The sequence below is a fragment of the Candidatus Nomurabacteria bacterium genome, assembly GCA_023898625.1.
Taxonomy (GTDB): Bacteria; Patescibacteriota; Saccharimonadia; order Saccharimonadales; family JAGQNJ01; genus HK-STAS-PATE-36.
On record CP060231.1, the window covers coordinates 94,922 to 120,008 of the forward strand.

Sequence of the window (25,087 nt, forward strand, 5' to 3'; positions counted from 1 at the left end):
TTACGATTTTGGTGGCCAAAAATTTGGGTCATCTTCTGGACCAATTGGTATTGACCGATTTGAGACACTTACTGAGTCTGGATAAATAATCTCCTGGTCATCTGGTACTCTATCATTAAAGTAGTTCTCTTCTGTCTCCGACTTTATGATATCTTTGACGATTAAAACCCCCGAGCCAACCAATAAAACAGCACCTAAGCCCATCACCGCAATGTTTAATATTTCTCCTTCTTTATCAGAAGAATCTATGTTACTCTCCTTTTTCGCATAATATCCGGGACTCTCTAGTGGAGATTCATGAATATAAGTTTCGACTACCGTAGTAGTGGTATTGTCGTTAGATTGTTCTAGTTTCTCTGCGCCAACATCTTTATTAAAAATAAAAATTGGTGGGAGTGATATAGCCAATGCAATTCCTGCCTTTTTTGAAATTTTCATCACCATACAATAACATATTACTGTATAAATGTATAGAGCCTAGCGAGGAGTGTATCAAATTTAATCTTAGCTAGTTGTTTGCTTTATGCATCTTGATAGGATTTGCTGAATATCGTTCATAATATCTAAAACCCCAGAAACATGCTGTAATATTGTCGGATTTTGATCAATTAACATACGTAGAATCTTAATGTGGTTCTTATTAAACCTTCCGGTACTTGCGGTAACAAAAGCCATATTTTGATAGTCAAAGTCATACTGTTGACTTTCTTTAAGAGCAATATTATCGACGTCTGTCACAACATTTGGATAGTGCCCTAAAACCTTTAATAGATTACCTAGAAACCAGCACCTAGTAATCTGGCTGTCTAGTTTTAGATTGTCTAAATATGACAGAGCATTAACCAAGAGATGATAATACTCAGTACCGCAACTATCTTCAGTTGTTTTATCTAATAAGCCCAGAACCTCATAACCAACAGAAGTACGAGAATAGTCTTGTATGATGTTACTAAAATGAGTTTGCAAACGAGTTGATGTTAGGGTTGATATTTCACCACTGCCTTGAATAAAGCTCAATGTACTAATACTAAATAATTCGATTCCTCCCGCTAGTTTACTTTTTATTTTTCGTACGCCACGAGCCATTAAACTAACCTTTCCAAAATCCGGAGTAATAACTTTAATGATCCTATCCGCTTCACGGTAATTTATCCTACCAAGTACTACTCCGGTTGTGTTTATGTGTTTCATTGAGCAAGCGCTTCCTGAACCGCGAAAAGTATATCTTGGTGGGTTGCTTGAGATTTGTGTAAATACTTAACAAACTTAAGCTGTTTGTCGTTCAATAAGCTGGAGAAACTCACCTCTGGAACATATGTCAAAACAATAATAGGGATTTCACTTAAATCTGGATATGAACGAATCTCATTTAGTAACTCAATACCATTATGTAAACGAAGTTGAATTTCAACAATTATTACATCTGGCTTTGTAGAGTCGATATCAATAATCGCGTCTTGTGCATTAGTCGAAGAACGTACGTAGTAGCCACTATCATTAAGTATCCTTCTGTATGTTTTGGCCAAAAGCTCATCCGGCTCAACAACCAACACATTAGTAATGCTAGGTTTTTTACTTAGCATAATGAAAGTTGTTTGCTTGGCATAAGCATTGCCTTAACGCCCTTTAGTTTATTATATCTGCTAGCAACTAATTTTGAATTCATATCACAAAATAGCTCATCGGCAATGATCAACCCACTATTACTACCGAACGAAAGCTCTGACAATGGTTGCCTTGCACGACCCTTTAACTGACGTAATCTACGCAAGCTACCGGATGATATGTTGCTATCGCTACTATACACACCAATCTCAACAGTATCTTTGTTGCTAGAATGCAAGTTAAACAACAGGGTATTTTTGTGTCTATTTGCTGGATCATAATCGTAAAGAAAACTATAAGCTAGGCTAGTTATTGCTAGCCCTAGAGCTTGATGGTTCGCGATAATTTGTCCAACACTCTTCTGTAAGTTTAATAATATATCAAAATTGTGCAAACGCGCTAGCTTGCCAAGCTGTTGGCTAGATTCATATAAAACTGCATGCGCTGAAACAGGCTCAATATTAAACTGTTGTTGATTGTGTTTTAGTTTGGTTGTCAAAATATATCCGTCAAGCAACTTTAGTGCTGCATCGGCAATAGTACGCGCATTCGTTTGATTTTTTAAGTTTCCTTTGGACTCTTCTAGGCTCAGCTCGTTTAGAATTCTATAAAATGGCACCCTTAGATCCTCGGCAATATTATAAAAAACGTCAGTGTTATTTACTCCTATAACATCACCAAAAGACCTCATTAGTATCTACCCCTTTACTATTTAAATAATAGCAGGAGTTTACTTATGGGGTAAATGAAAAGTTTGGCAAAACGTTGTTATTAAAGTCGCCGTAGTATTGATCAGACTCGGTGAATAATTTAACTGTTTTATCTCTTAGTGGCATTAGAATAACAATTCCTTGTTGTTTGGGTGATATTTCTCCGTCAATCCTCATACCAACAACGCCTGGTATGTTGCGATTTGTATAAGAAGTTGATCGTGCTTTCCCAGATTTCACTTGTGCATCATAAGTCCGGGCCTCTTCAGAAAATTGTCTATCTACCACCTGCACTCTCAATGCATACGCAGAGCCACTCTGCAATCCTGGAACAGTTGTTGGATTAAAATACCCGTCGACAGGTGTACCACCCTTACCGCTATCCTCGACATAAGCACTCCACGTTTTGGGGTACTTAATAATTACCCCACCGAACGAGTCTGGGCCCTGATATGTTTCAAGAGGTTGTTTCTCTTTTTCGGTAAATTCATTATCTTTTTGAGTGGCGGTTTCTTTTTTGGCAATCTCAACCTGTTTAGCCACAATACCGTCTGTATTGTTCTTATACTCTTGGCGACTTGAATAAGCCCAAATAGCAAATCCACTCACTGCAAGAAATAAAATTGTTACCAGAATCAGTGGTATCAACAAGGCATTTATCGATCCTTGATCGTTCTCAGTTATTCGACTATCCTTGTTCATACCGTTAATGTTAACCTACCTATGATTTTTTTTCAATTGTTTATCATATTCATAAAGATACATACCATTAATTTGCCTTGTAGGTTTTCTGTCCGGAATAGTAAATGCAAAACTAACTAATTTAACACCTTTGGGGTATTTTTGAATAATATGTTTGTCCAGTTTTTGCATGTATGGTTGTAATAAAAACACGAAAATTGCATCAGTTGGAGGCCATTGTTTTGTCCAGTAATTTCCCCAATGAATTTTTACTAACTTTCTGTACTTGAAAGTAATAATTTTTGAGTAAATAACAAGAAATGGATTTATCTCATACCCGACAGATCTAATACCCTGCCTAGCAAATGACAATAAAATACGTCCGTCACCACTGCCCAATTCTAAGACGGATTGGCCCGGCTTCAGCCTACAGAGTTTTTGAATATCTGGTACTCTGTCTTTTAAGGTGGGCAAAAATGGCGCTCCAACAGCAATAACAAATGTGAATGCAACAAAAATGACAGCTAACGATACTAAAATTATATTCCAAGCAAGTTCCATAGAATTTACTATTCTATTTCAGCTTTAATCTTAGTTATTTTATTCTCTGCTTCCTCAAGATATTTCTTCATTTTGCTAATTAATTTTTGAGCTTCTTGATACTTGCTTATTGCTTCATCGATATCCAAATCCCCACTCTTAAGCTCCATCATTAAGCTATCTAATTTATCAGACATTTGTTGGTAATTATTGCTCATAGTTAAAGTATAAACTACTCCTCTTTCGGTGCGAAATTAATGATACCATCACTAAACTGCAAACTTATAGGTAATCTTGTAGCTAGTTGCGAAGACTTACTTATTATCTTGCCATTTTGACGAACAATGACGAACCCTCTGTCTAGCGTTTGTATTGGATCAAGAATCTGAATAGTATTCATTGCTGTATCAAGATAATCCTTCGATTTATAAATACGATTCGTTACGGCTTCTTGAATTACTAACTCTCTGTCAACTATATGTGTTTTGGATGACTCTAACATCCTTTGCAGATAATCTCGCAAGTATTCTTGTTGTGTTGTGATGTTTTGTAAAACATGTTTTTTATCCGGGACCAATACCTGCGCCGCATTGCTAGGCGTACTGGCACGTTTATCTGCTACTCTCTCAGCAAGAGAAATATCAACCTCATGACCAATTGCAACCAGTGTTGGTATACGACTCGCTATAATGGCTCGGACCACTCCTTCATGGTTAAACGACTGTAGGTCATCGTTACTCCCTCCTCCTCTAGTAATTACTAGCACCTCAACATCCTGATAGTGTTGGTTTACGTAGTCAATTGCTCTGATAATTTGACTTGGTGAGTTATCACCCTGAACCGAAACATCACAAAGAATGATATCAAGGCCTGACCATCGCTCATTTACGATCTTTGTGAAATCAGTAAATCCAGCTGATTCTGAGGAACTTATGATTGCAACCTTACTTGGCATTATGGGTAAATTTCTCTTACGAACTTCATCAAACAAACCTTCCTTGGCAAGCTTCTGCTCCAGTAAGCTCTTGGATTTTTGGATACTTCCCTCTCCGGAAAGTTTAATGTTATGAAAGTTAACGCTAAAACCAAATTTTGGATGCAATTGAGGTATCCCGCTCGCTACAACCATCATTCCATCATCTAATTCACCAGGTAAGTTAAATGCACTACCAAAAAATCGTAATGATGAGTACTGGTCCTTTAAATCAAAATATACCCACTTATTTCTACTGATCTTATAATTGGCTATTTCCCCGATAACTTGAATGAATCCAAATGAAGTATCTAGAACTTGGTTACAAATTGCCACAAAATCAGTCACCGAATAGACTAGTTGGTTATTCATAACTTGATGTCGTTGTCTTGAACTGCTTTATGATAAAGAATGTACCCTGGAGGTAATTGCATAGCCATAGTTGATACACGATACATTATTACAACCGGAAAACTAATTCCAGCTGGCACACCCGCAGAAGCTAGCACTGCCGTCATTAGGGCTTCATAAATACCAACCCCTCCCGGGAGAATGGATACAAGACCCGCGAAGTTGGCAACAGCATAGGCTAAAATAACCGCTCCAGGATTAACCCAGAAACCAAAGGCTACGAACACCAAATACAACGTGACGATTTCTGTAATATTTGAAAACAATGCATGAAATAGGGGTTTCTTAAGAACGCTAAAATCTTTCTTTATAAGCAGATAGTTCTCATGAAGTTCGCCAAACGCTTTTTGAGCTCTATGTATATTAATGGTCTCGGGATTCTTTGGTCTAACAAAACTAACAACTTTATTAACTAATTTTGTGATACCCGTAAAAAACATATTTATTCTTTGTTTGCTACCGATGATATATGCAAGAAGCATGGTTCCAGTAATTAACAACGTTGCAATTGACCCGGCAATTAACAATACGAAATTATTAACCGCCCCCGAGAACGCCAAAGCCAGAACCCCAATTGCCAAAACTACCTGAAACGATACAAAAACTAACACAAATCTCATTAGCTGTATTAGAGTTGACGTGCCTGTTCTCACCCCTAATGTTCGTAATCGTAAGCTAAAGTATGAAAACCCAGAAACACCACCACTTGGAAAGACATGATTAACAAAGTTTAGCTCAAGAGTTATTCGGTATAATTTGCTGATACTAATTTTATGCCCTAAAAATCGCAGTAAATCATCATACATCAGGGCGTAAGTCTGAAAGTTTAGTGCTTGAACTGGTATCATCAATAGTAATATCCACCAGCTAATATCATCAATTTTTGCAACTGTTTCGATAACATCTTTACGTACCAGATAAATTAATAACACTAGCGCCAAGAGCGTTATTGTATTGATAATTATCTTCCAACGTTGTTGCTTTTTTTCTTCTGACATAGATATTCACATTATACCAGGTATACTAATAGCCAGTATGTCGAGTAGTTTGTTAATCTTAGGCCGACAGCCGTCAATATCACTAGCCGAGTTAGAAAGCATCTATGGCTCAGAGAATATTTCTCCTCTTGGAGAATCCTCTGCCATAATCGACCTCCCCTACTCAAAAATAAAACTTGATAATCTGGGTGGATGCATCAAGCTTTGTGAAATACTAACAACCATACCCAAAACAGATTGGAAAAATATCAGTCATCACCTGTCGATATTGCTACCAGATTTAATTAATAACTTACCAGAAGGCAAAATAAAACTAGGTATCAGCGTTTACGACCTGAACATCTCACCAAGAACAATAAGTTCAGAGGCACTCAAACTTAAAAAATTAATCCAAAATCTTAATAGGACAGTTAGAGTCATTCCCAATAGTCAACCGGCACTCAATACCGCTCAAGTCATCTTTAATAAACTTACCGCGGAACCCGGCATAGAGCTAATTATTACAGGTGACGCAAACCAGGTAGTTATTGCCAAAACTAAGAATGTCCAGAATATAAACTCTTACGCATCTCGTGATCAAAAACGGCCGAAACGAGATGCTAGAGTGGGTATGCTACCACCAAAACTTGCACAAACAATCATTAATCTTGCCTCGCAAGATTATTCACAAAGTATACTAGACCCGTTTTGTGGTACAGGCGTAATCCTTCAAGAAGCCTTGCTTATGGGTCACGATGTTTACGGAACTGATATTGAGGAAAGAATGGTTGAGTATTCCAAGATAAACCTAGATTGGCTTTATGAGCAAGCTTCTTACGACCTTAGTCGGCAAACATATCTTTTAGAAGCTGGTGATGCCTGTAATCTTATCTGGCAAGATTTTGATTGCATTGCATCAGAAACCTATCTTGGGCGACCCTTCTCATCTGAACCCAACCCAGATCAGCTTAAAACAATTATTAATAGTGTTAACGTTATTCACAAAAAATTCCTGCAAAATGTAGCTAGACAAACAAAACCGGGATTTAAGATGTGTATCGCGATTCCAGCCTGGTTTACAAAATATGGAATAAAACACTTACCTATGCTTGACCACTTAACAGATATGGGGTATACTCGAAAGAGTTTTGTTCACGCATTAGATAAAGATTTGATTTATCATCGCGATAATCAAATAGTAGGTCGTGAACTGGTAATACTAATAAGGAATTAATATGTCAAAAGTTAAAGCAGGTGGTAGCAGTAAAAACGTTCATGACAGTCCAGGACAAAGACTTGGTGTCAAGTTATTTGGTGGCCAAAAAGTTAAGAATGGTCAAGTTATTGTCCGTCAAGTAGGAGCCACAAAACGTGCTGGCGAAGGAACCTACATGAGCCGAAACTTCACAATTCATGCGTCAAAAGACGGTATCGTTACTTATACTACGCGTAAAGTAAGGCTCTTCACTGGTAAAACCGCTCGACGTACCGAAGTCTCAGTAAAATAGTAGTCCCTCACTTCTCTTAATCATGAAGTAAAGCCTGACCATATGGGCCAGTGTATAACTCATTGGTACTGTCAATGTATGTATTGATGGTGTCAGTTTGATTTAGGTTTTCACCCTTTGAATATGGGACATAGCCATTTATCATAAATCCACCACTTTCCCGTATTCTATCGCGCGATTCTACTAGTTGATCAAAATCTTCTTGACCCTCATTATCAAATTCAGACCGATATAATAAACCAATAGCTCTAGCGGTTCTGCCATTACCATCACAAAATGGATGTAATATTACGGTTGCAAGCGCCAATGCATCACCAACCGTGCTGGATTAATCCCCTGCTGTGAATTATGAATCTTTTCTATAACATTTGAAAAAATTTGATAACGATCTTCAGGATTAACTGTTTCTTTTTCGCCAATCTTCATAGTTTGATCATGTATCATTGTAGATTCAGTACCCGTCAACCCTCTATTTAAATCAGATATAAATAATGCTATGTTTTCTTTAGATGATGAACTCAATGCATTTAACCGTACTTCTGGAGAGTCACCCGACAACTCATAATTATTCAGCATTTCTTGAAAATCGTTAAACGAAAGTGTTTTGCTCTTTTCTTCAGCTTCCTGATTTTGTGGAATTTGGTCTATTTCTGACATCTTTATTTTGTTTTAGTACCAATACATTACTACAATACCAAATCTTTTGTCAATTAGAACAGGCTTTGTGCTAATAGTTGCAAAAATTAATCGTTTACACCAAGCTGGCTTTTAATTCTATCTACCACATCTGCAATGACTACTTGCGATTTAACGAGGTAATCATCTGCACCCAGCTGATTTGCCCTAGCTTTATCGTTATCTTGGCTCAAGGCAGTAAGCATTATTATCTTCAAGTTGGCGGTTTCGGGTGTATTTCTTAGTATATCTAGTACATCAAATCCACTCACTTTTGGCATCATCACATCCAATAAAACTAAATCTGGCTTGAACTCAATAGCAGAAGCTAATGCATCTTCTCCATTTGGTACACGCCTTACTATAAAGCCCTCCACTTCTAGTCTCGCAAGGTATACATTCGCCAGATTATCGTCATCTTCTACTAATAATATTTTCTTTTGTTTATTGTTTGATATATCCATAATGCTTATGCTACTCCATTTACGTTTATATGACAATTATTCTCATTTTTTACAACTATTAATAAACCCCTCGAACAATGATTGTGGCCTGTTTGGTCTTGAGGTAAATTCCGGATGAAACTGGCTTGCTAAAAAGAATTTATGATTAATAGCTTCTATGACTTCAACTAAGTGATTATCGGGTGATGTTCCGACAGCGCGAATACCCCAAGATTCGTATTGATCTCTGTAATCATTGTTACATTCATAACGATGACGATGCCTCTCAATAATTTTACTTTTTTTATAGACTCGCTCCGCTTTGCTGCCCTTAACTAATACGCATGGATAATTACCGAGACGCATACTCCCACCTGTGCCTTCTTTTCCTTTCTGATCAATCATCGTATTAATGACTGGGTGTTTTGTGTCTGGATCAATCTCTACCGAATTGGCATCATGCAAACCTGCATTTCGAGCCGAAGCAATCACACTAACCTGAAGACCTAGGCAAATACCCAAATACGGTAAGTTATGTTTCAAAGCCCACTGCGCAGCTTTTATCTTGCCTTCCACCCCTCTAGATCCAAAACCACCCGGAACCACTATTCCGTCTACTCGCTTAAATTTAACTGATAAGTTTGTTCCTTTTGTTTCAAGTTTTTCAGCATCTATCCATAAAATATCCAAATTGACTCCTTGCCACCATGATGCGGACTTTAAGGCCTCGAATACTGACATGTATGTGTCCTGATTATCCATGTATTTTGCAACTACACCAACTGTGACCTTGCTATCAAACTTTGTTTTTGCACGATTAACGACTTGATTCCACGATGATAATTGAGGTTTCTTCGTCTTAAGACTCAGCTTACTCACAATATAGTTACCAATACCTTGCTCCTCTAGGGTTAGAGGAACTTCGTAGACAGTTTTTGCGTTTGGCAAAACTGCGATACCCTCTTCTGCAACACCACAAAAAGCGCTTAACTTACGCCTGACAGCACCATTTGCAAAATTCTCACAACGTGCTACCAGTAAATCTGGCATTATTCCAATACTTCGTAATTCTCTTGTAGCATTTTGTGCTGGCTTTGTTTTTATCTCTTTACTTGCTTCTAGGTACGGCAAATAAACTACCTGCACATACAAACAATTTTCTCGCCCAACTTTGCTTGCAAATTCCCTTATTGCTTCAAAAAAGGCAGGACTTTCGTAATCCCCAACCGTACCGCCAATTTCTACAATATGTACATCAACGTTTTTTCCAGCTTCATCAATATAATCCTGAATAGCGTTTGTTAAATGAGGTACGACTTGAACTGTTTTACCAAGAAACTTGCCGGCCCGTTCATCCTCAATCAATTGTCGTAAAATACGACCACTCATTACTGAACTCTTTTGGGTTGTTTCAATATCTAAAAATCTCTCGTAATGACCAAGATCTAGGTCTGTTTCAGCACCATCAACTGTCACAAAACATTCACCATGCTCGGCAGGATTTAACGTGCCTGCATCGACATTTAAATAGGGATCTAATTTCTGAATATTAACTTTAAGATTACGAGATTTTAGAATATTACCGATAGATGCAGCAGTAATACCCTTGCCTAGTCCAGAAAGCACACCACCAGTTACAAAAATATACTTTGTTTGTCGCTTCCCTAAAGCCACAATCTTCCTCCCCTTCAAGCTATTACTGCCTTTTTACTTCTATGATAGTATCACAGGCTCAAATGACCTGCAAATAACATTATTGTTTAAGTTGCTCTTGGGCTTTTTGTAACTGTACATCTTCTTTAGTGTCTTTAGAGGCCTCGACTTTTACATCTGGTTCGAGACCTTGTTTATCTATACTCTGTCCACTAGGAGTAAACCAATGTGCAATAGTAACTTTCAATGAGGAGCCATCTGGTAAGTTCTCAACTGACTGGACACTTCCTTTTCCATAGCTCTTAACACCGACTAGTTTCGCCACCTTATTGTCTCTTAGTGCACCAGACACAATCTCACTAGCGCTAGCACTTCCACCGTCAATTAAGACAACTGTTGGAACACCCTCGAGTATTGGACTACCCTCCGCGTCATAAGTTTTAATAACAGCACCGTCTCTTTTCTCCTGAAGGACTGTCTTGCCATCTGGCAACCAAATACTAGACACACCAACTGCTGCGTCTAACAATCCGCCAGGATTACCTCTAAGATCCAAAATAATTCCTTTTGCTCCTTGTTGCTTTAATGACTGTGCAGATTCTTTGGCTAGCTGAACAGTATCCTCTGAGAATCGTGTAATCTTTATATATCCAATATTATTTTCTAGCATTTTACTCTCAACACTAGGGATTGTAATGTTAGCCCGCTTGATAGTTAATGTAAGATCCTCCTGTTGATTGCGCACGATGCGTAGCTTAACGTCAGTACCTTCTGGTCCACGAATCCTCTTAACTACCTCACTTAAGCTTTGGCCATATGTGCTTTGACCATCAACCTCAATAATGGCATCTTTTGCTTTTAGCCCTGCCTTTTCAGCAGGAAATCCTGCTATTGGCGAAACAACAATTACGGTGTCTTTATCTTTACCCAGTTCTGCACCTATGCCACTAAATGATCCATTAAGGTCTTGATTAAATTCTTTGGTTTCTTCCGCAGTCATATATTCAGTATGTGGATCGCCAGTAGCGTTTACCATACCTTTTTTCATGCCGTCTGTTAATTTTGTACTGTCTAGTTTTCCGTCAAAATTTTTTCTAAGTATGTCGTAGACCTTTTCTACGGATGCATAGCTTAGATTAGTTGAAAGTTGCCTATTTTGTGTTGATGGGCTTGATCCAAGCGTAATATTTCCAGCTCCGAGACCATAGCCAAAGCCAAAGATTACAAATATGGCAAGAAATATTAGACTAGCTTTCAGCCATTTTTTATTCTTATGCACCTTTTCAATATTCTGATTCTGCACGCATTTCTCCCTCTACAAGTTACCCATTAATTATATAGGATTATCCTTGGTTCTTCTAACTAAAATGCTCGTGTTCTGTAATATAATCGGCCATCAAGATTTGTATTGTATTCTGAAGTATTAAATTGGTTTCCGTTAACACTTTCCACATACATTGCATGCCCCCAGTATCCGTTCGTACTAATAGCGACGTCTCCAGGTTGTGGAGTTCTAAAAACCGGTATCCCATTGGCGTAAGCAGCTGCTACCCACTTTTTGGCATCTCCCCAACCAATAGGCGCAGAGCGTCCAGAAGCCATCACTGCCCATGCTGCGTACGATACACATTGCCTAGTACAATACCCCCACTTGTCTGTTGAGTCCGCACTTATAGGCGGACCAGGACATGGAGCATCTGCCTGACTATGCCCATAATCACGATACGTATAGTCAGCAGGATTTATGGCTCTTATTTGCCCCGGAAACCGTATAAAATAATATCCACCATCCGTAAAATTCGCACTTCTTTGTGCTGCGATTAATTCTTGCAAGCGAGCAGAGTTGGCTTTAATTTTGTTATTAAAATCAGATTGTTGATTTTGATTGTAAGATAACAATTTACTTTGCTCATTTTTGCTGATTGCTAATTTTTCACGTTGTGAATTTTGTTCTTTAACTAATTTATCAACGCTTTCTTTCTGGGCGTTTAGCTGATGTTTTAGATCATTAATTTTATTGACAGACTCTGATATCTTCGATTTAACTGAATCCCTATATTGTTGCTTATCAACAAATTCACTCAAGTTATTGCTAGACGCCAACATTTCAATGGTTGACATCTCACCTTCAACATACATTTCTCGTATGTTTTTTCCTAGTAAATCCCTTTGCTTAGCCAGCTCCTCTTGAACACGCTTAATTTCAGCACTTAATCGATTCTGTTCTGCTGTATTGATCTGCAATTTTGCCTCTAGATCAGCAATTTCGGCTTGCATTTTATTAATTGCATCCTGATAACTAGTTGCCTCAGCTTGCAATTGAGAGATAGCATTTTGATTATTGGTATTTTCTTGAATTAATCTATTAATCTCCTCTTGTGCAGATTCTGCGCCAACATTCCTTACAGGGTATAAGCACCCACCGACCATCAAGACACTTAGTATTACGACCGAAACAACCCTAAAACTATACCTTACTAATTTTTTATACGATGACCTTTTACTCTTCATCATTAACATAACCCTCTTTGATTAATTCGGTACCATATGTGCATATAAACTTATTATACCGTTACTGTGACGTATCATCACATAATATCCGTAGTTTATACTACAAGAGCCTTTACACCCACGCCATATTATTTCACCATCCGCCACTGCCCTTACTGGCCTACCCGATACACCTGCATAGTCGGTTCCTGTATGATACCCCTTATAGTATATTGAATCAGGGTTACCGTATGACTGCGAAACATAACCACCCTCCACAGGTCGACTCCATTCATGTCCTACATAGTTATTCGGATTAAGGTCTACACCATCACTATTGCGTGCTTCAAAGTGTAGGTGTGGGCCGAATGACAACCCCGTATTTCCGACAGTACCAATAATATCTCCCCTCTTAACGGGTCCTTGGCTCACTAAGTTCCCTGAAGCAATACTACGCTCCAAGGCCTTTTGAGCTTCTTGTAATTCTTTAATCTTTGCCTCATTAGCTTTAGTCTTATTATTAAAATCGACTTGCTCAGATTCGTTCATAGCCAATAATTTACTCTGCTCGTTACGGCTTTGAGCAAGTTGTGCTTTGCTATTTTTTTGTTCTTCAATTTCAACTTCTACTTGTTCTTTTTGGCCTTGTAATTGATGTTTTAAATCATTAATCTTGATTACTGACTCACTGATTTTATCCTTTACTGAACTACGATACTGCTGTTTGTCAATGAATTCGCTCAGATTATTGCTAGATGCTAGCATTTCAAGAGTAGATACATCCCCCTCTAAATACATTGCCCGAATATTATCACCGAGCATCTTCTTTTGTTGAGTTAGTTGTTCCTCGGCCTGCTTTATCTGAGATTCTAGCTCTTGTTGCCTTTTTTGACTTGCATCAATCGAACGTTGCTTCTCAGCAATATCTTCCTGTAGTTGATCTATAGCATCTTGATAGCTAGTTGCGATATCTTGCAACTTTTTAACATTGTCCTTGTTCTCAACATTCTGTTTTTTTAGTTCATCTATCTGATCTTGTAGTGATTGTGCGCGAACATACCTCACCCCACCAACACTAGAACCTACGGTAATCATTACTACCACCATAATCAGAACAACTGGTCGCCAACCAGCAACAAGAATAGACAACGATTTGTTTAGTTTTGTTTTCATTTTGATTTTGGCTTTTATACCACCATAATAGTAACATAACCACGCAAGTGGCTTCAACTCATAGACACCCCCACTAGATAATTTAAACTTGGTTATATACCTTAAGAAAATACTACCTACTTACTAGATTTAAATTTTAGATATCGTCTGGTAGCAATCATTGATGATACGCCACCTATTAATATTCCTATACTCAATTGCACCCCTAATATAGGCCAGAAGTGCTCCGCAAAATACTTAGATGCATACTCAATATCAAGTAATCCCAAACTATTAGCCCCGAAAGCAGACGTGGCTATCTCAAGTGCTACCTTACATAGAAGCACAGACACAAGCGCAGCAATAATACCATAGATCACAGTCTCTACCACAAACGGACCCCTGATATACCATGTGCTTGCGCCTAGCAACCGCATAATATTTAGCTCTTCTCGCCTATTAAATATCGCCATCCTAATTGTATTGAATATTATTAGCATTGAGATCACAGCAAATACTGCGACTCCCGCTAGTCCGGCTTTCTTAAAAAAAGTTGTAGCTTTCGCAATATTATCTATCGCAGTTTTTCTATCTTTTTGGTACGAAATCTTTAGAATAAATCTTTCCCAATCTTGCGAATTTATCTCTTTGCTAAGTTCCTCAAGCTTATTAATGTCTTTAGGTTTGATGCGAATTGTCGCCGGTATCGGGTTGCCATCGGATTGGCCAATTGACAATCGTAGCTCTATATCTTCTTTATTCTTATCTATAAATTGATCTTTGGCTTCGTCTTTAGATAAATACGAAACACTCTCAACATTGCTCATACCCTTCAGCTTTTCAATAATTATATCCTTATCATTGTTGCTTGTCTCATCTTTAAGATATATTGATATATCTACCTTGTCGGTAATTTGCTTGATGGTATTAGAAAAAGTAGCATTTGCAATTACCGAAAACAATACTATTGTGAGTGTAATGACCATGACCGCAATTGCGGCAACCGCAAGCCATGCATTGCGCACAAAATTCGTAAGACCATTTTTGAAAACTCTAGACAGGGTGATTAACTTACGCTTCATTACAGTTTATAACCTCCCCCAATTTTGTCGCTCACAATTTTACCATCAGAAATCGTCACAACGCGTCTTTTTAACTTATTAACAATTTCTTGGTTATGTGTCGTTAATAGTACTGTTGTGCCATACTTGTTTATCTTTTCTAAAACCTCTATAACATCCCAAGCGTGTTTAGGATCTAGATTGCCTGTTGGTTCGTCGGCAATAAGTATTTTTGGTTGCCGAGCTATGGCTCTTGCGATAGCGACACGTTGTCGTTCTCCACCAGATAATTCTTTAGGATAGTTTTTCTCCTTACCACTAAGGCCAACAATATTAAGCACCCTGGGTACAGTATATTGAATTTCTTTATTACCCATACCAACAATCTCTAAAGCAAATGCTACGTTTTCAAAAACATTTTTATTCGGCAGTAGTTTAAAATCTTGAAATACAACACCTATCTTGCGTCTTAGTAATGGTATTTTCTTGTCCTTAAGACGTTCGTAATCCACACCTCCAACAATAATTTTGCCACTTGTTGGGCGCTCTTCACGTGTTAGTAACTTTAAAAATGTCGACTTTCCTGCACCACTCTGGCCAACAATTACTACAAATTCCTTTGGTTCAACATGCAAGCTAACTCGATCTAGCGCAGTATGCGACTTTCCGTAAACTTTAGTAACTCTATCCAATAAAATCATGTAGATTCATTATACCAAATTGATTATGCTTGAGAAATCGAGTTTTGTTCTACTAATGCGTCTATTAAGTCATCGAGGTTGCCATCTAGTACCTTATCGGGGTCACTTGATTCATAATGCGTCCTTAAATCTTTGACTTGTTTGTAAGGGTGTAGGACGTAATTTCTTACCTGGTTTCCCCATTCAGCAGATTGATTTGGGCCCTTTAAGTCCTGTAACTTATCTTTGTGTTGATCCAATTGAAGTTTAGCGAGCTTTGAACGTAAAATGGTTAGCGCGGTTTCTTTATTTTGTAACTGTGAACGCTCGTTCTGAATACTGACAGTAATATTCGTTGGCAAATGAGTAACACGTACTGCCGAATCGGTTGTATTAACTGATTGCCCCCCATGTCCTCCTGAACGATATACATCAATTTTTAGTTCATCGTGATTAATTTCAACCTCATCAGGTCTATCTATTTTGGGCACTACATCTACCTTTGCAAAACTAGTTTGTCGTAAATTATCCGAATTGAATGGACTCAAACGTACAAGTCTATGTACGCCATGTTCTCCTTTTAATTTCCCATAAGTATAAGGTAGGCCTCCAATAGATAGTGTCGCACTTTTGATGCCTGCCTCTTCGCCAGAAGATTGATCGATCAGCTCGACTTTTGCTCCAGCAGACTCCGCCCAACGGGTATACATTCTGAGTAGCATTGAGGCCCAATCCTGCGCGTCAGTCCCTCCAGCCCCTGCGTAAATTGATAATATAGCGTCATGGTCATCAAAAGGATCGCGGAAGGCTAGTTGTTTTTTTAGTTTTTCATATTTTTTTGCTAATTTTGCAAATGATTCGTCTATCTCTGGTGTGAGCGTGTCATCACCCAGTGAATCTATGTCAACAAGTTCAATTAACGAGGCTTCTAATTTAACCCAAGAATCCGTCTTATTGTGCAAGCTTGCGATGCTCTTCATGGTCTCTTGTGCAACATTTTGATTGCTCCAAAAATCTGGTTGTTTGCTATCTTCTTCTAAATTCTTTAGTTGCTGTAACTGTTCTTCTATTTTTAAGATCTTGATTGACTCTCTGACTTCTTTTTGTAATTGCGTAATCTGAGTCGATAATCCTGACATCAACTACCCCCTTAACCAAAGACCGTCAAGTATTTTACTTGAACTATCTACAAACTTCTCTCCACAGCTTCCTAACACTCCAAAACCTTTAATATTCTCCGAAAAAATCGTATTTATGACTGCTTCGAGTTGGTTTTTAGTAACAGCTTGGATCTTATCTGGAACTTCAAAATAGTCCTCAACCTCTTCTTCGTAAAAATACCTACTGCTATACAGATTGGCAGTGCTCGCAACAGTTTGTGCACCACGTTGAAAACGACCTAATGCAAACAATTTTGATGCCTTTAATTCATCTTCTGAAAATTTTCCTTGCTTTAGGTTATTTATTTCGGTCAAAATTATCTTAAATAGTTCGCCTATATTACCTGGCATAACCTGGGCACCCAACCAAAAGTTTGACGAGCCAAGCAACCTTGCATAATTTGAGCTGACCCCATAGACTAGTCCTTTTTCTCTAGCTTGACCATAAATTCTAGAATGCAATGTTTCTGTTAGAATAACATTTGCTAGCATCATTGCATAACTTTCACTATCCGTAATACGGCGACGTATAAAAGTGTCCAGATAAAAATACATGTTCTCGACAGATGAATTTTCTATATACAGTGGTTTAGGTAAACTGTTGGGGGTTTCGTCAGGTAATGGAGTGCGGTATCCTTCTGTAGATAGCTCAATATTGGAAAGTAACTTCTCAATTATTTCTTTCCTAGATTTAGTGATATTTCCGGCGATTACAAAACGCATGTTTGGCGTTCTATGGGTTGCACTATAGTGTTCGCGGACATCCGAGACGTTAACATTCGACATTAACTGTAGTCGCTCTTGATCGGTTAAAGCCACGAATCCATACTCTTTTCGAAGCGCAAGATTAAGATGCCTAAAGTGGTTATTTGATCTTGAAAATAATTCTTCGCGTACATTGCCAAATTCTGAATCAAATTCTTCCTGCAAAAAAAGCGGCTTAGAAATAGCCGTTATCAGTAACCCTAATATTCTATCCCATTCGAAATCCGCACATTCCGCCTCATAAGTAATATCATAACTTCCTGTGCTAGCATTGGCATACGCACCATTTTTCTCTAATTCTGCTTGAAAATCTCTTGATTTTGGATAAAGTTCGTTGGCGCCTAACAAAATATGCTCCATTAAGTGTGGAGTTTCCCACTTTTGATGATCAACCAAGTAATCTCCTGCCCTAAAATTAATTTCGAAAGTCATTACAGTAGCGTCAGGTATATGTATCAATAATCCTTTTGATCCATTTGAAAGATCAATTTTTGAAATCTTATGATTCATGACACGAAGCTATTTCTTGCGACCTTTAGCTTTACGTTTACGCTCCGCCTTACGTGCTTTCTTGCGATTTTTTGTGGTAACTTGTTTCTTTGTAGAACTTACGTCGGTAAACACAGGTGTATCACCAGAGGCAGATATAAAATCTTCTTCGTGCATCTCTTCGGCTTGCAGGATTTTATCGGCATTATCTACTGAATTTTTTGCTGCGCGCGTTAGTTCTGTGTCTGTTGGATGGCTATGTTCTATTGGTTGTGCCGAGAATAACGCACGAACAATATCATGCCTCAGAGTCATCTGCATATCTTCAAACATCTGCTGTGATTGACGCCGATATTCAACTAATGGATCCTTCTGGCCTACACTTATCCAGTTAATGCCTTCACGTAAGTGCGCCATACTTTCTAGGTGTTGCATCCATAAATTGTCTAAGATCTGCAGGTAAATTTCTCGCTCAATTGTTCTCATTAACTCAGCTCCAAAGGAGGCTTCTCGTGCCTCGTATAACTCTAAGGATTTCTGCGTTAAAACTTTAGTGAACTTATCGTGTTCAGTATCAAAAATGACATCTAGCGTTGGCTCATCAAACGGAAAAACTTCTGTCAATATGCTCTCAAACTCAGCCGTATGAGACTGGGGCGAACTCGCCATCAGTTTGGCTTCGTCTTGAATAAATATCTTTATTCTCTTGCTAATATCTCCGTCTTTTAAGATCTCTTTCCTGATTGTATACGTAGCTTTTCGATGTCTATTCATTACGTCATCATACTGAACGACGTTCTTTCTTTGGTCAAAGTTAAACCCTTCTACCTTCTTTTGTGCAGCCTCTAAGCTTCGTGAAATTATTCGATTCTCTATTGGCGTCTCGTCGTCAACCTTTAGTCTTTCCATCATGGTCTTGATACGATCACCACCAAAAACACGCATTAAGTCGTCCTCGCAACTTACAAAAAATTGAGTCATACCTGGGTCGCCTTGCCTTCCAGAGCGTCCACGCAACTGATTGTCTATACGGCGTGACTCATGTCGTTCAGAACCCAAAACAAACAATCCACCAAGCTTCTTTGTTTCTTCATCCAAGACAATATCCGTACCACGACCTGCGATGTTTGTTGCAAGAGTTACCGCTCCTCTTTGCCCAGCCTTAGCAACAATGGCTGCTTCCTTCTCGTTATTCTTAGCATTGAGAACTTGATGTGGAATATCTGCTTTTTTTAGCAGATTTCCGAGTAATTCGTTCTTCTCGATAGACGCAGTACCAATTAAAACAGGCTGTCCTTTAGTGTGTAGCATTTTAACTTCTTTGATTATTGCTTTGAATTTTCCTGCTTCTGTTTTGTATATACGATCTCCGCGATCATCTCTGGCGATTGGTCTGTTAGGAGGTATCTGTATAACATCTAGCTCATAAATTTGATGGAATTCTTCGCTTTCAGTTTCGGCAGTACCCGTCATTCCGGATAGTTTTTCGTATAATCGGAAATAGTTTTGGAAGGAAATTGTTGCTAGAGTCATTGACTCTTCTTTTACTTCAACTCCTTCTTTTGCTTCAATTGCTTGGTGAAGACCTTCGTTATAACGACGTCCTTTTAGTAAACGCCCGGTAAACTCGTCCACGATAACAATCTCGCCATCTTTGGTCACAACATAATCTTTGTCCCTTTTAAAGATTGCTTGAGCCTTAAGAGCCTGTTCAAGGTGATAGATTGTACGGATATTTTCAGTTGCGTATAGGTTATCGATGCCCAATTTTTTCTCAACTGTTTCAATGCCTTCATCTGTCAAAACAACTGCTCGGCGCTTTTCGTCAATTTCATAGTGCTTCTCATCTTGTAATACTCGAACTACTTTTGAAAACTGTTCATATGCTGTCGCACTGGCGGCCGCAGGCGCAGAAATAATCAATGGAGTCCTGGCCTCATCAATCAAAATCGAGTCGACCTCATCGACAATTGCAAAATGTAAATCACGTTGTCGTAATTGTGGCTCCTCGCGCACCATGTTATCTCTAAGATAATCAAATCCAAACTCATTATTTGTTCCGTAGGTAATATCTGCCGAATATGCTTCTTGCCTAGTACAAGGGCGCAGGTGCTTCATCCGCTCATCGTCATGTTCGTCATTTATGTAATCTCGATCAAACAAAAATGATGAGTCGGGAATAATTACACCAACCGACATACCCAAATAATCATAAACTTGTCCCATCCATCCAGCATCACGTTGCGCTAAATAATCATTGACTGTTACAACATGGACGCCTTTCTCGGTTAATGCATTTAAATATACTGGCAAAGTAGCCACCAAGGTTTTACCCTCACCAGTTTTCATTTCAGATACATTTCCTTCATGTAGTGCCATACCTCCAATGAGCTGGACATCGAAATGTCTTTGCTTTAATGTTCTAGATGCTGACTCACGAACCACTGCAAAAGCATCTGGTAAGATTTTATCCAACGATTCTTTTTTTAGCCTCTTCTTTAATTCACCTGTCTGTGCCTTCAATTTACTATCTGGCATCTTTTCGTATTTGTCAGCCAAGTCGTTAATTTCTTTAACACGTTTTTTAAGACGCTTAAGCGTCTTAATTTGTGGATCGCCTAGTATTCTTTTTAGTACTTTATTCATTCCGTAATTCTTATTCCCCTCACTTTAATAAAAGTCTGTTCCACCGAATTTATATTGTACAATATTCAAGCCGTAGATTGCGAACGAAATTTTTCAATTAAGCGTCGTGTGTGTCCTCTTAAGATTGAGTGTTGCCCCTTGTAACGCTTAATTTGGTTTTTTAGCTTAGCTTCGACTATATCAACAGCCGCAAAAATATTTATTGTTGTTTCTTTAGCTGTTACATTACCTTTTGGTAACCTAATAGTAACCTCTGCTGTGCATTCTTTTTTCTGTTTTATCTTGCGTTCTTTTAGGAATACCTCTGCATGTGCGCTCTGTCGAGCTTTAGACGGCATGTATCTATCTAGATGACCAATTTTTTTAGTAACATAATCGTGTAGCTTTTTATCGACATCCATCTTAACGCCAGTTATTTCAATTTTACTAATCATAATATACCCCTTTCATTTACTAAATTAGCTCACGCCCACCTAAATACTTAGTAAGCACTTTTGGTACTTTAACGTCACCATCTTTAGTTTGGAAATTCTCAATAATAGCAATTAATGGACGTTGAGAGAATGCAGTAGCATCATTTGTATGAACAAGCTCAACCGAGCCATCACTTTTACGCACACGAGTCTTCATAGCACGAGCCTGATAGTCAGTAATGTAGTCGGCGGTGTGAGTTTCTCTATAGGCTTGTTGGCTAGGAAGCCAAGCTTCAATATCGACACCCTTAGCGTTAGGACGGCCAATGTCAGCAGTACACTTTTCTAGCGCGTGATATGGCAAATCAAGTTGTTGCATTAAATATTCTTGGATAGCCACCATAAATAGATGCTCATGTAATGAATCTTCTGCAGTTGTAAAACTTTCCATTTCTAGCTTATTAAATTGATGTAGGCGAAAAATCCCTTCGGTATCCTTGCCGTAAGTCCCAGCCTCTTTACGAAATGCCGTTGTATACCCAACGTACCTGATTGGTAGCTCGCCCTCTGTTAGAATCTCATTCATATACATTGGGGAAATAGTGTGTTCTGCGCTGGCATTAACCCATAGGTCTTCGTCTTCAAGTTTGTAAGTTTGCTCTTCACGATTCAGCCGACCTGTTGCCTCAAAGACGGTCTTTTTTGCTACTGCCGGAGGCAAAACTGGAACAAATGGCTTTGAGCTAACTCGTAAATCATTTTCTTTAATGATCTGCTTAAGAATGGTTTCATCGCTCAAAACTTCCATAGCATACTGCCACAAGGCAAATTCCAATCTTACAAGATCCCCCTTTGTGTAAACAAATCTAGCTCCAGCAATTTTTGTTGCTCGCTCCTTATCTATCCAGCCTTTTGCTTCGGCAATCTGGGCATGGTTTTTTGGGGTAAAATCAAAGTTAGGCTTCTCTCCAACAGTTTTAATAACTTTATTTTGATTTTCAGAATCACCTATTGGCACACTATCAAGGGGCATATTTGGAACTGTCTTAAGTAGCTCGCTGTATTCTTGATCAATTGCCGTAAATTTATGTTCTAAATCCGCTAGTTGCTCCTTTACTTGACGACCCTTTTCAATAATTTCGGTCGTTGGTTTTGCGCCCTTCATAGAGTCGGCTATTTTATTTCGCTCCTGACGCAAAATATCTATCTGGTTTTGTAACTCACGACGTTTTTTATCAAACCCAAGCAACTGTTCAATATCAATATCGTAGCCTTTTTGTCTTGACTTTTCTTTAACCAGTTGTGAATTATCCCTAATAAACTGAATATCTAACATACCTTTATTATACCACTGTCGTACATCTTATTTATTTAAAAACTTCAATGTTAACTCTGTACGACTTCTGGAATATAGGCAGTGTTCACATTCTCCACCCATAGCAGATTGTCCAACAGGCGGCATACCATCATCTTCTAAAACACTTTTAACCTCTGGTATAAGTTTGTCTATCCAATCTGTGCCACCCTTATGAGGAAAAACAAAAGTCTCAAACTTTAGTTGATTGTCAAATTTATCTGCCAACGAATTAGTTGTTGCATAGACAAAATACCCTGTATCACTAACCTTAAAGCCATTTTTTTTAAATAACCACTGGTAAATCTCCATCTGCCTTCTATACATATCGTGCCACGACCCTTCTGGCCCCAAAGATGTAACTGGTTTATCTTTGGCAGTCGCCTTATAATCAACAACTATTAATTGATCCTTACTATCTACCCACACATCATCAACAGCCCCAAAAATATGTAGATTTGTGTCCGTATCTAGATAATCTATACCAGCATCATCGCCAAAGCTCTGGCGCCATTTATCTAACTGCTCATGAGCAAACGGAATAGCCATTATTTTGGCTTGCTTCATTAGTGGATGAGGTTCTTTTTTGGCTCGATAGATATCAAACTCTTTCTTAAATAACCCATCAATAGCTTTGTTGATATTAAACGGTGGGCTACTGGGCCTGGAAATTTTTAATCTTGCATCCAACCAAAAACACCGTTTGCATTGCATAAATAACTCAAGCTTACTTCTGCTTAATCTATATGGCGTCTTTTGGCCTGGCTTATACGGCAATGAATACTTCCTGTAGCTCATTATGTATTCATTATACTGAACAATTAAATAGTTTTGCGTTGTAATATAGCCAGGGTTTCAATGTGTGGAGTTCGCGGGAAAAAGTTATAGCCTTCAAAAAAACTAATATCATATTTTTCTTTAAGTAATGTAATGTCTCTGGCTTGAGTAGATGGGTTACAACTCAGATAAACGATTTGTTTTGGTGGGTTCTCGAGTATTCTTTTTACTATTAACCCATGCAAACCTGCTCTGGGTGGATCAACTATTAATATGGTTTTAGGTTCTATATATTCCAGTGCTTTTTCAGATGAAGTATTTATAACTCTAGCGTTCGTATTTTTAGTATTCAGTTTAGCCATTGAGGTGGCGGTTTCGTTAATCTCGATGATTGTTGGCGCATTGGCGACACTGATGCCAATACTTCCTACGCCCCCGTACATGTCTACAACTTGACCATCAATAATATACTCTTTAATAGTACTTAGAACTTCATTAAAAATAGGTAGGTTAACCTGGAAAAATGAATCACAATTGTATACAAAATCTTTACCTAATAGCGTGTCCGAAACCATGTCATCACCCAGACTATATAATAATTTTGTCATGACAGATGCTGGGCTTTTTGGATTAGAATACCAGACATTCAATCCACCAATGCCATCAGGTAAATTCAAAGTTGGAAAATCTTCTGTCTTTACAAACAAACTAGAGGCTACTTTACCCGATTGGCTAGCTCGTACAATTACCGTTTTCAAACTTCCAGCACGTATATCACAACCGTTAAGCTCACTTAGGATCGCCTTTGCGCCATTGTTCACAGCAGGAAGAGCTAATTTTGAACCATTCACAATTTCTTTGCCATGACTTCCGCGACGATGAAGTGCCAAGTGTAGCCCAGCGTCATCTCCCCAAAATGAAAACTCCATTTTATTTCTATATTCAAACATGTGTTCTTTAAATATAAATTTGAAGTCAGGTAAGTTAATATGTTCTCTACCAAAAATCTCACTAATTATTTCATTCTTGTGTTTATTTTCGGCGTCGTACTGCATTATTTGCCACGGAGAAGTTGACAAGTAATTTTCTTCACTTGGCAGAATACGTTCTGTGCTAGCTTCTACTATATTTTCTGCAACAGCTTCAACATAATCTTTCCTCTTTTTTATAATTCGTATATCTACTTGCTCTCCAGGAAGCACACCCCAAACAAAAGCCTTCTTGCCCGAGCTAAGCTCTGTAAGGCCTTGACCACCAAAGACTAGCTTCTGTATTCTCACTCTTTCGCTATTCATTAATAAACTTGATTATATCTGTTACTTCTTCTGCAAAGTAATCAGGATTATAGCTAGACAATATTTGCTTGCCATTATAACCCCAAGCAACACTAATTATGGGCATGTTTATTTTTCTTGCGGCCTCTATGTCTCGAACTTCATCGCCTATGTATATCGAGTCCTCTACTGCAAAACCTTCCCTTTTCATCACTTTTTTCAATGCTTGAGCTTTACTAAATAAACCAACATTTCCATATACACCACCAAAATATTGTTTTAGGTGGTAGTTAGTTAGAAATTTATTAATAATACCGACACTATTTGAGCTAACTACGTACATTTTATGTCCATTACTAGCCAATTCTTTTATAACATTTTCCAAGCCTGGAAATATCTTTACTTCATTCATCCGTTTTTGTAATAACGGCCTACCCTTAACCAAGATGCCTGGGACTTTATACAACGGAACCCCAATCTCTTTTAGAACCTGTTTTGCTGTCATATTCCGAAAACTTTCAATTTGGTTTTGGCTTGCCTCGTATTTCAATAAGTCACCAGCAATACTAACCACAACCGGCAAACTATTTGCTAGAGTACCGTCAAAATCAAAAATTACTTTCTTCATACTCCTATTGTACAGAGGTCAC

At 38.3% G+C, this 25,087-nt stretch carries 28 protein-coding genes; 2 read left to right on the forward strand and 26 right to left on the reverse strand.

Translation table 11 applies throughout. From position 1 onward, the window contains the following. The 9 genes from H6793_00465 to H6793_00505 all read right to left on the reverse strand — a co-directional run bounded on the left by H6793_00465 (nucleotide 1) and on the right by H6793_00505 (nucleotide 5,918). On the reverse strand, nucleotides 1-438 hold the full coding sequence (locus tag H6793_00465; protein USN95630.1) for a hypothetical protein: 438 nt from the start codon (nucleotides 436-438) through the stop codon (nucleotides 1-3). 66 nt (nucleotides 439-504) lie between these two features. After that, complete coding sequence (gene recO / locus H6793_00470) at nucleotides 505-1,191, reverse strand: DNA repair protein RecO (protein ID USN95631.1); 687 nt, start codon at nucleotides 1,189-1,191, stop codon at nucleotides 505-507. Then, a complete protein-coding gene (locus tag H6793_00475; GenBank protein USN95632.1) occupies nucleotides 1,188-1,583 on the reverse strand; it encodes a response regulator in 396 nt (131 codons plus the stop codon). The genes recO and H6793_00475 overlap by 4 nt, the downstream gene beginning before the upstream one ends. Beyond that, nucleotides 1,577-2,296 carry a hypothetical protein gene (locus tag H6793_00480; GenBank protein ID USN95633.1) on the reverse strand — a complete coding sequence of 240 codons (720 nt, stop codon included), beginning with the start codon at nucleotides 2,294-2,296 and terminating at the stop codon, nucleotides 1,577-1,579. The genes H6793_00475 and H6793_00480 overlap by 7 nt, the downstream gene beginning before the upstream one ends. Before the next feature lie 43 nt (nucleotides 2,297-2,339). Beyond that, nucleotides 2,340-3,017, reverse strand: a complete 678-nt coding sequence (locus tag H6793_00485) for a hypothetical protein (GenBank protein USN95634.1) — start codon at nucleotides 3,015-3,017, stop codon at nucleotides 2,340-2,342. A gap of 15 nt (nucleotides 3,018-3,032) precedes the next feature. Further along, the gene (locus H6793_00490; protein ID USN95635.1) at nucleotides 3,033-3,557 is read right to left on the reverse strand and encodes a hypothetical protein; all 525 of its coding nucleotides are present in this window, start codon (nucleotides 3,555-3,557) and stop codon (nucleotides 3,033-3,035) included. 8 nt (nucleotides 3,558-3,565) lie between these two features. Beyond that, nucleotides 3,566-3,754, reverse strand: a complete 189-nt coding sequence (xseB, locus tag H6793_00495; protein ID USN95636.1) for an exodeoxyribonuclease VII small subunit — start codon at nucleotides 3,752-3,754, stop codon at nucleotides 3,566-3,568. A gap of 14 nt (nucleotides 3,755-3,768) precedes the next feature. Further along, the gene (xseA, locus tag H6793_00500; GenBank protein USN95637.1) at nucleotides 3,769-4,881 is read right to left on the reverse strand and encodes an exodeoxyribonuclease VII large subunit; all 1,113 of its coding nucleotides are present in this window, start codon (nucleotides 4,879-4,881) and stop codon (nucleotides 3,769-3,771) included. After that, the gene (locus tag H6793_00505; GenBank protein USN95638.1) at nucleotides 4,878-5,918 is read right to left on the reverse strand and encodes a flippase-like domain-containing protein; all 1,041 of its coding nucleotides are present in this window, start codon (nucleotides 5,916-5,918) and stop codon (nucleotides 4,878-4,880) included. Before H6793_00505 ends, xseA begins: the two co-directional genes overlap by 4 nt. A 37-nt stretch (nucleotides 5,919-5,955) precedes the next feature. Between H6793_00505 and H6793_00510 the strand changes: the two genes are divergently transcribed. Further along, the gene (locus H6793_00510; protein USN95639.1) at nucleotides 5,956-7,131 is read left to right on the forward strand and encodes a methyltransferase domain-containing protein; all 1,176 of its coding nucleotides are present in this window, start codon (nucleotides 5,956-5,958) and stop codon (nucleotides 7,129-7,131) included. 1 nt (nucleotide 7,132) lies between these two features. Then, a complete protein-coding gene (locus H6793_00515) occupies nucleotides 7,133-7,405 on the forward strand; it encodes a 50S ribosomal protein L27 (protein ID USN95640.1) in 273 nt (90 codons plus the stop codon). A gap of 16 nt (nucleotides 7,406-7,421) precedes the next feature. On the opposite strand, the gene H6793_00520 is transcribed toward H6793_00515, so the two are convergent. The 17 genes from H6793_00520 to H6793_00600 all read right to left on the reverse strand — a co-directional run bounded on the left by H6793_00520 (nucleotide 7,422) and on the right by H6793_00600 (nucleotide 25,065). Further along, nucleotides 7,422-7,712, reverse strand: coding sequence for a Fic family protein (locus tag H6793_00520; protein USN95641.1), 291 nt, complete (start codon nucleotides 7,710-7,712; stop codon nucleotides 7,422-7,424). Then, the gene (locus tag H6793_00525; protein ID USN95642.1) at nucleotides 7,694-8,062 is read right to left on the reverse strand and encodes a hypothetical protein; all 369 of its coding nucleotides are present in this window, start codon (nucleotides 8,060-8,062) and stop codon (nucleotides 7,694-7,696) included. Before H6793_00525 ends, H6793_00520 begins: the two co-directional genes overlap by 19 nt. An 86-nt stretch (nucleotides 8,063-8,148) precedes the next feature. After that, nucleotides 8,149-8,544: a response regulator gene (locus H6793_00530; GenBank protein ID USN95643.1), complete on the reverse strand. Its 396-nt coding sequence runs from the start codon at nucleotides 8,542-8,544 to the stop codon at nucleotides 8,149-8,151. Between the two features lie 42 nt (nucleotides 8,545-8,586). Next, nucleotides 8,587-10,197: a CTP synthase gene (locus H6793_00535; protein USN95644.1), complete on the reverse strand. Its 1,611-nt coding sequence runs from the start codon at nucleotides 10,195-10,197 to the stop codon at nucleotides 8,587-8,589. 79 nt (nucleotides 10,198-10,276) lie between these two features. After that, the gene (locus H6793_00540; GenBank protein ID USN95645.1) at nucleotides 10,277-11,479 is read right to left on the reverse strand and encodes a S41 family peptidase; all 1,203 of its coding nucleotides are present in this window, start codon (nucleotides 11,477-11,479) and stop codon (nucleotides 10,277-10,279) included. A gap of 59 nt (nucleotides 11,480-11,538) precedes the next feature. Next, nucleotides 11,539-12,690, reverse strand: coding sequence for a CHAP domain-containing protein (locus tag H6793_00545; protein USN95646.1), 1,152 nt, complete (start codon nucleotides 12,688-12,690; stop codon nucleotides 11,539-11,541). An 18-nt stretch (nucleotides 12,691-12,708) separates the two neighbouring features. Beyond that, on the reverse strand, nucleotides 12,709-13,839 hold the full coding sequence (locus H6793_00550; protein ID USN95647.1) for a peptidoglycan DD-metalloendopeptidase family protein: 1,131 nt from the start codon (nucleotides 13,837-13,839) through the stop codon (nucleotides 12,709-12,711). Between the two features lie 116 nt (nucleotides 13,840-13,955). Beyond that, nucleotides 13,956-14,900, reverse strand: coding sequence for an ABC transporter permease (locus H6793_00555; protein ID USN95648.1), 945 nt, complete (start codon nucleotides 14,898-14,900; stop codon nucleotides 13,956-13,958). Continuing rightward, nucleotides 14,900-15,586 carry a cell division ATP-binding protein FtsE gene (gene ftsE / locus H6793_00560; GenBank protein USN95963.1) on the reverse strand — a complete coding sequence of 229 codons (687 nt, stop codon included), beginning with the start codon at nucleotides 15,584-15,586 and terminating at the stop codon, nucleotides 14,900-14,902. The genes H6793_00555 and ftsE overlap by 1 nt, the downstream gene beginning before the upstream one ends. Nucleotides 15,587-15,603: 17 nt before the next feature. Then, a complete protein-coding gene (gene prfB, locus H6793_00565; GenBank protein ID USN95649.1) occupies nucleotides 15,604-16,698 on the reverse strand; it encodes a peptide chain release factor 2 in 1,095 nt (364 codons plus the stop codon). Nucleotides 16,699-16,701: 3 nt separating this feature from the next. Continuing rightward, the gene (locus H6793_00570) at nucleotides 16,702-17,994 is read right to left on the reverse strand and encodes an insulinase family protein (GenBank protein ID USN95650.1); all 1,293 of its coding nucleotides are present in this window, start codon (nucleotides 17,992-17,994) and stop codon (nucleotides 16,702-16,704) included. 9 nt (nucleotides 17,995-18,003) lie between these two features. Next, nucleotides 18,004-20,619 (reverse strand): preprotein translocase subunit SecA, encoded by a 2,616-nt coding sequence (gene secA, locus H6793_00575; protein ID USN95651.1) that lies wholly within the window; start codon nucleotides 20,617-20,619, stop codon nucleotides 18,004-18,006. 65 nt (nucleotides 20,620-20,684) lie between these two features. Next, nucleotides 20,685-21,053 (reverse strand): ribosome-associated translation inhibitor RaiA, encoded by a 369-nt coding sequence (raiA, locus tag H6793_00580; protein USN95652.1) that lies wholly within the window; start codon nucleotides 21,051-21,053, stop codon nucleotides 20,685-20,687. Between the two features lie 19 nt (nucleotides 21,054-21,072). After that, on the reverse strand, nucleotides 21,073-22,368 hold the full coding sequence (gene serS / locus H6793_00585; GenBank protein ID USN95653.1) for a serine--tRNA ligase: 1,296 nt from the start codon (nucleotides 22,366-22,368) through the stop codon (nucleotides 21,073-21,075). Between the two features lie 27 nt (nucleotides 22,369-22,395). Continuing rightward, entirely contained in the window at nucleotides 22,396-23,184 is a 789-nt protein-coding gene (locus H6793_00590; GenBank protein USN95654.1) for a PD-(D/E)XK nuclease family protein, read from the reverse strand. Nucleotides 23,185-23,207: 23 nt separating this feature from the next. Continuing rightward, a complete protein-coding gene (locus H6793_00595) occupies nucleotides 23,208-24,458 on the reverse strand; it encodes a class I SAM-dependent RNA methyltransferase (protein USN95655.1) in 1,251 nt (416 codons plus the stop codon). After that, entirely contained in the window at nucleotides 24,451-25,065 is a 615-nt protein-coding gene (locus tag H6793_00600) for an HAD hydrolase-like protein (GenBank protein ID USN95656.1), read from the reverse strand. Before H6793_00600 ends, H6793_00595 begins: the two co-directional genes overlap by 8 nt. Nucleotides 25,066-25,087: the final 22 nt, after the last annotated feature.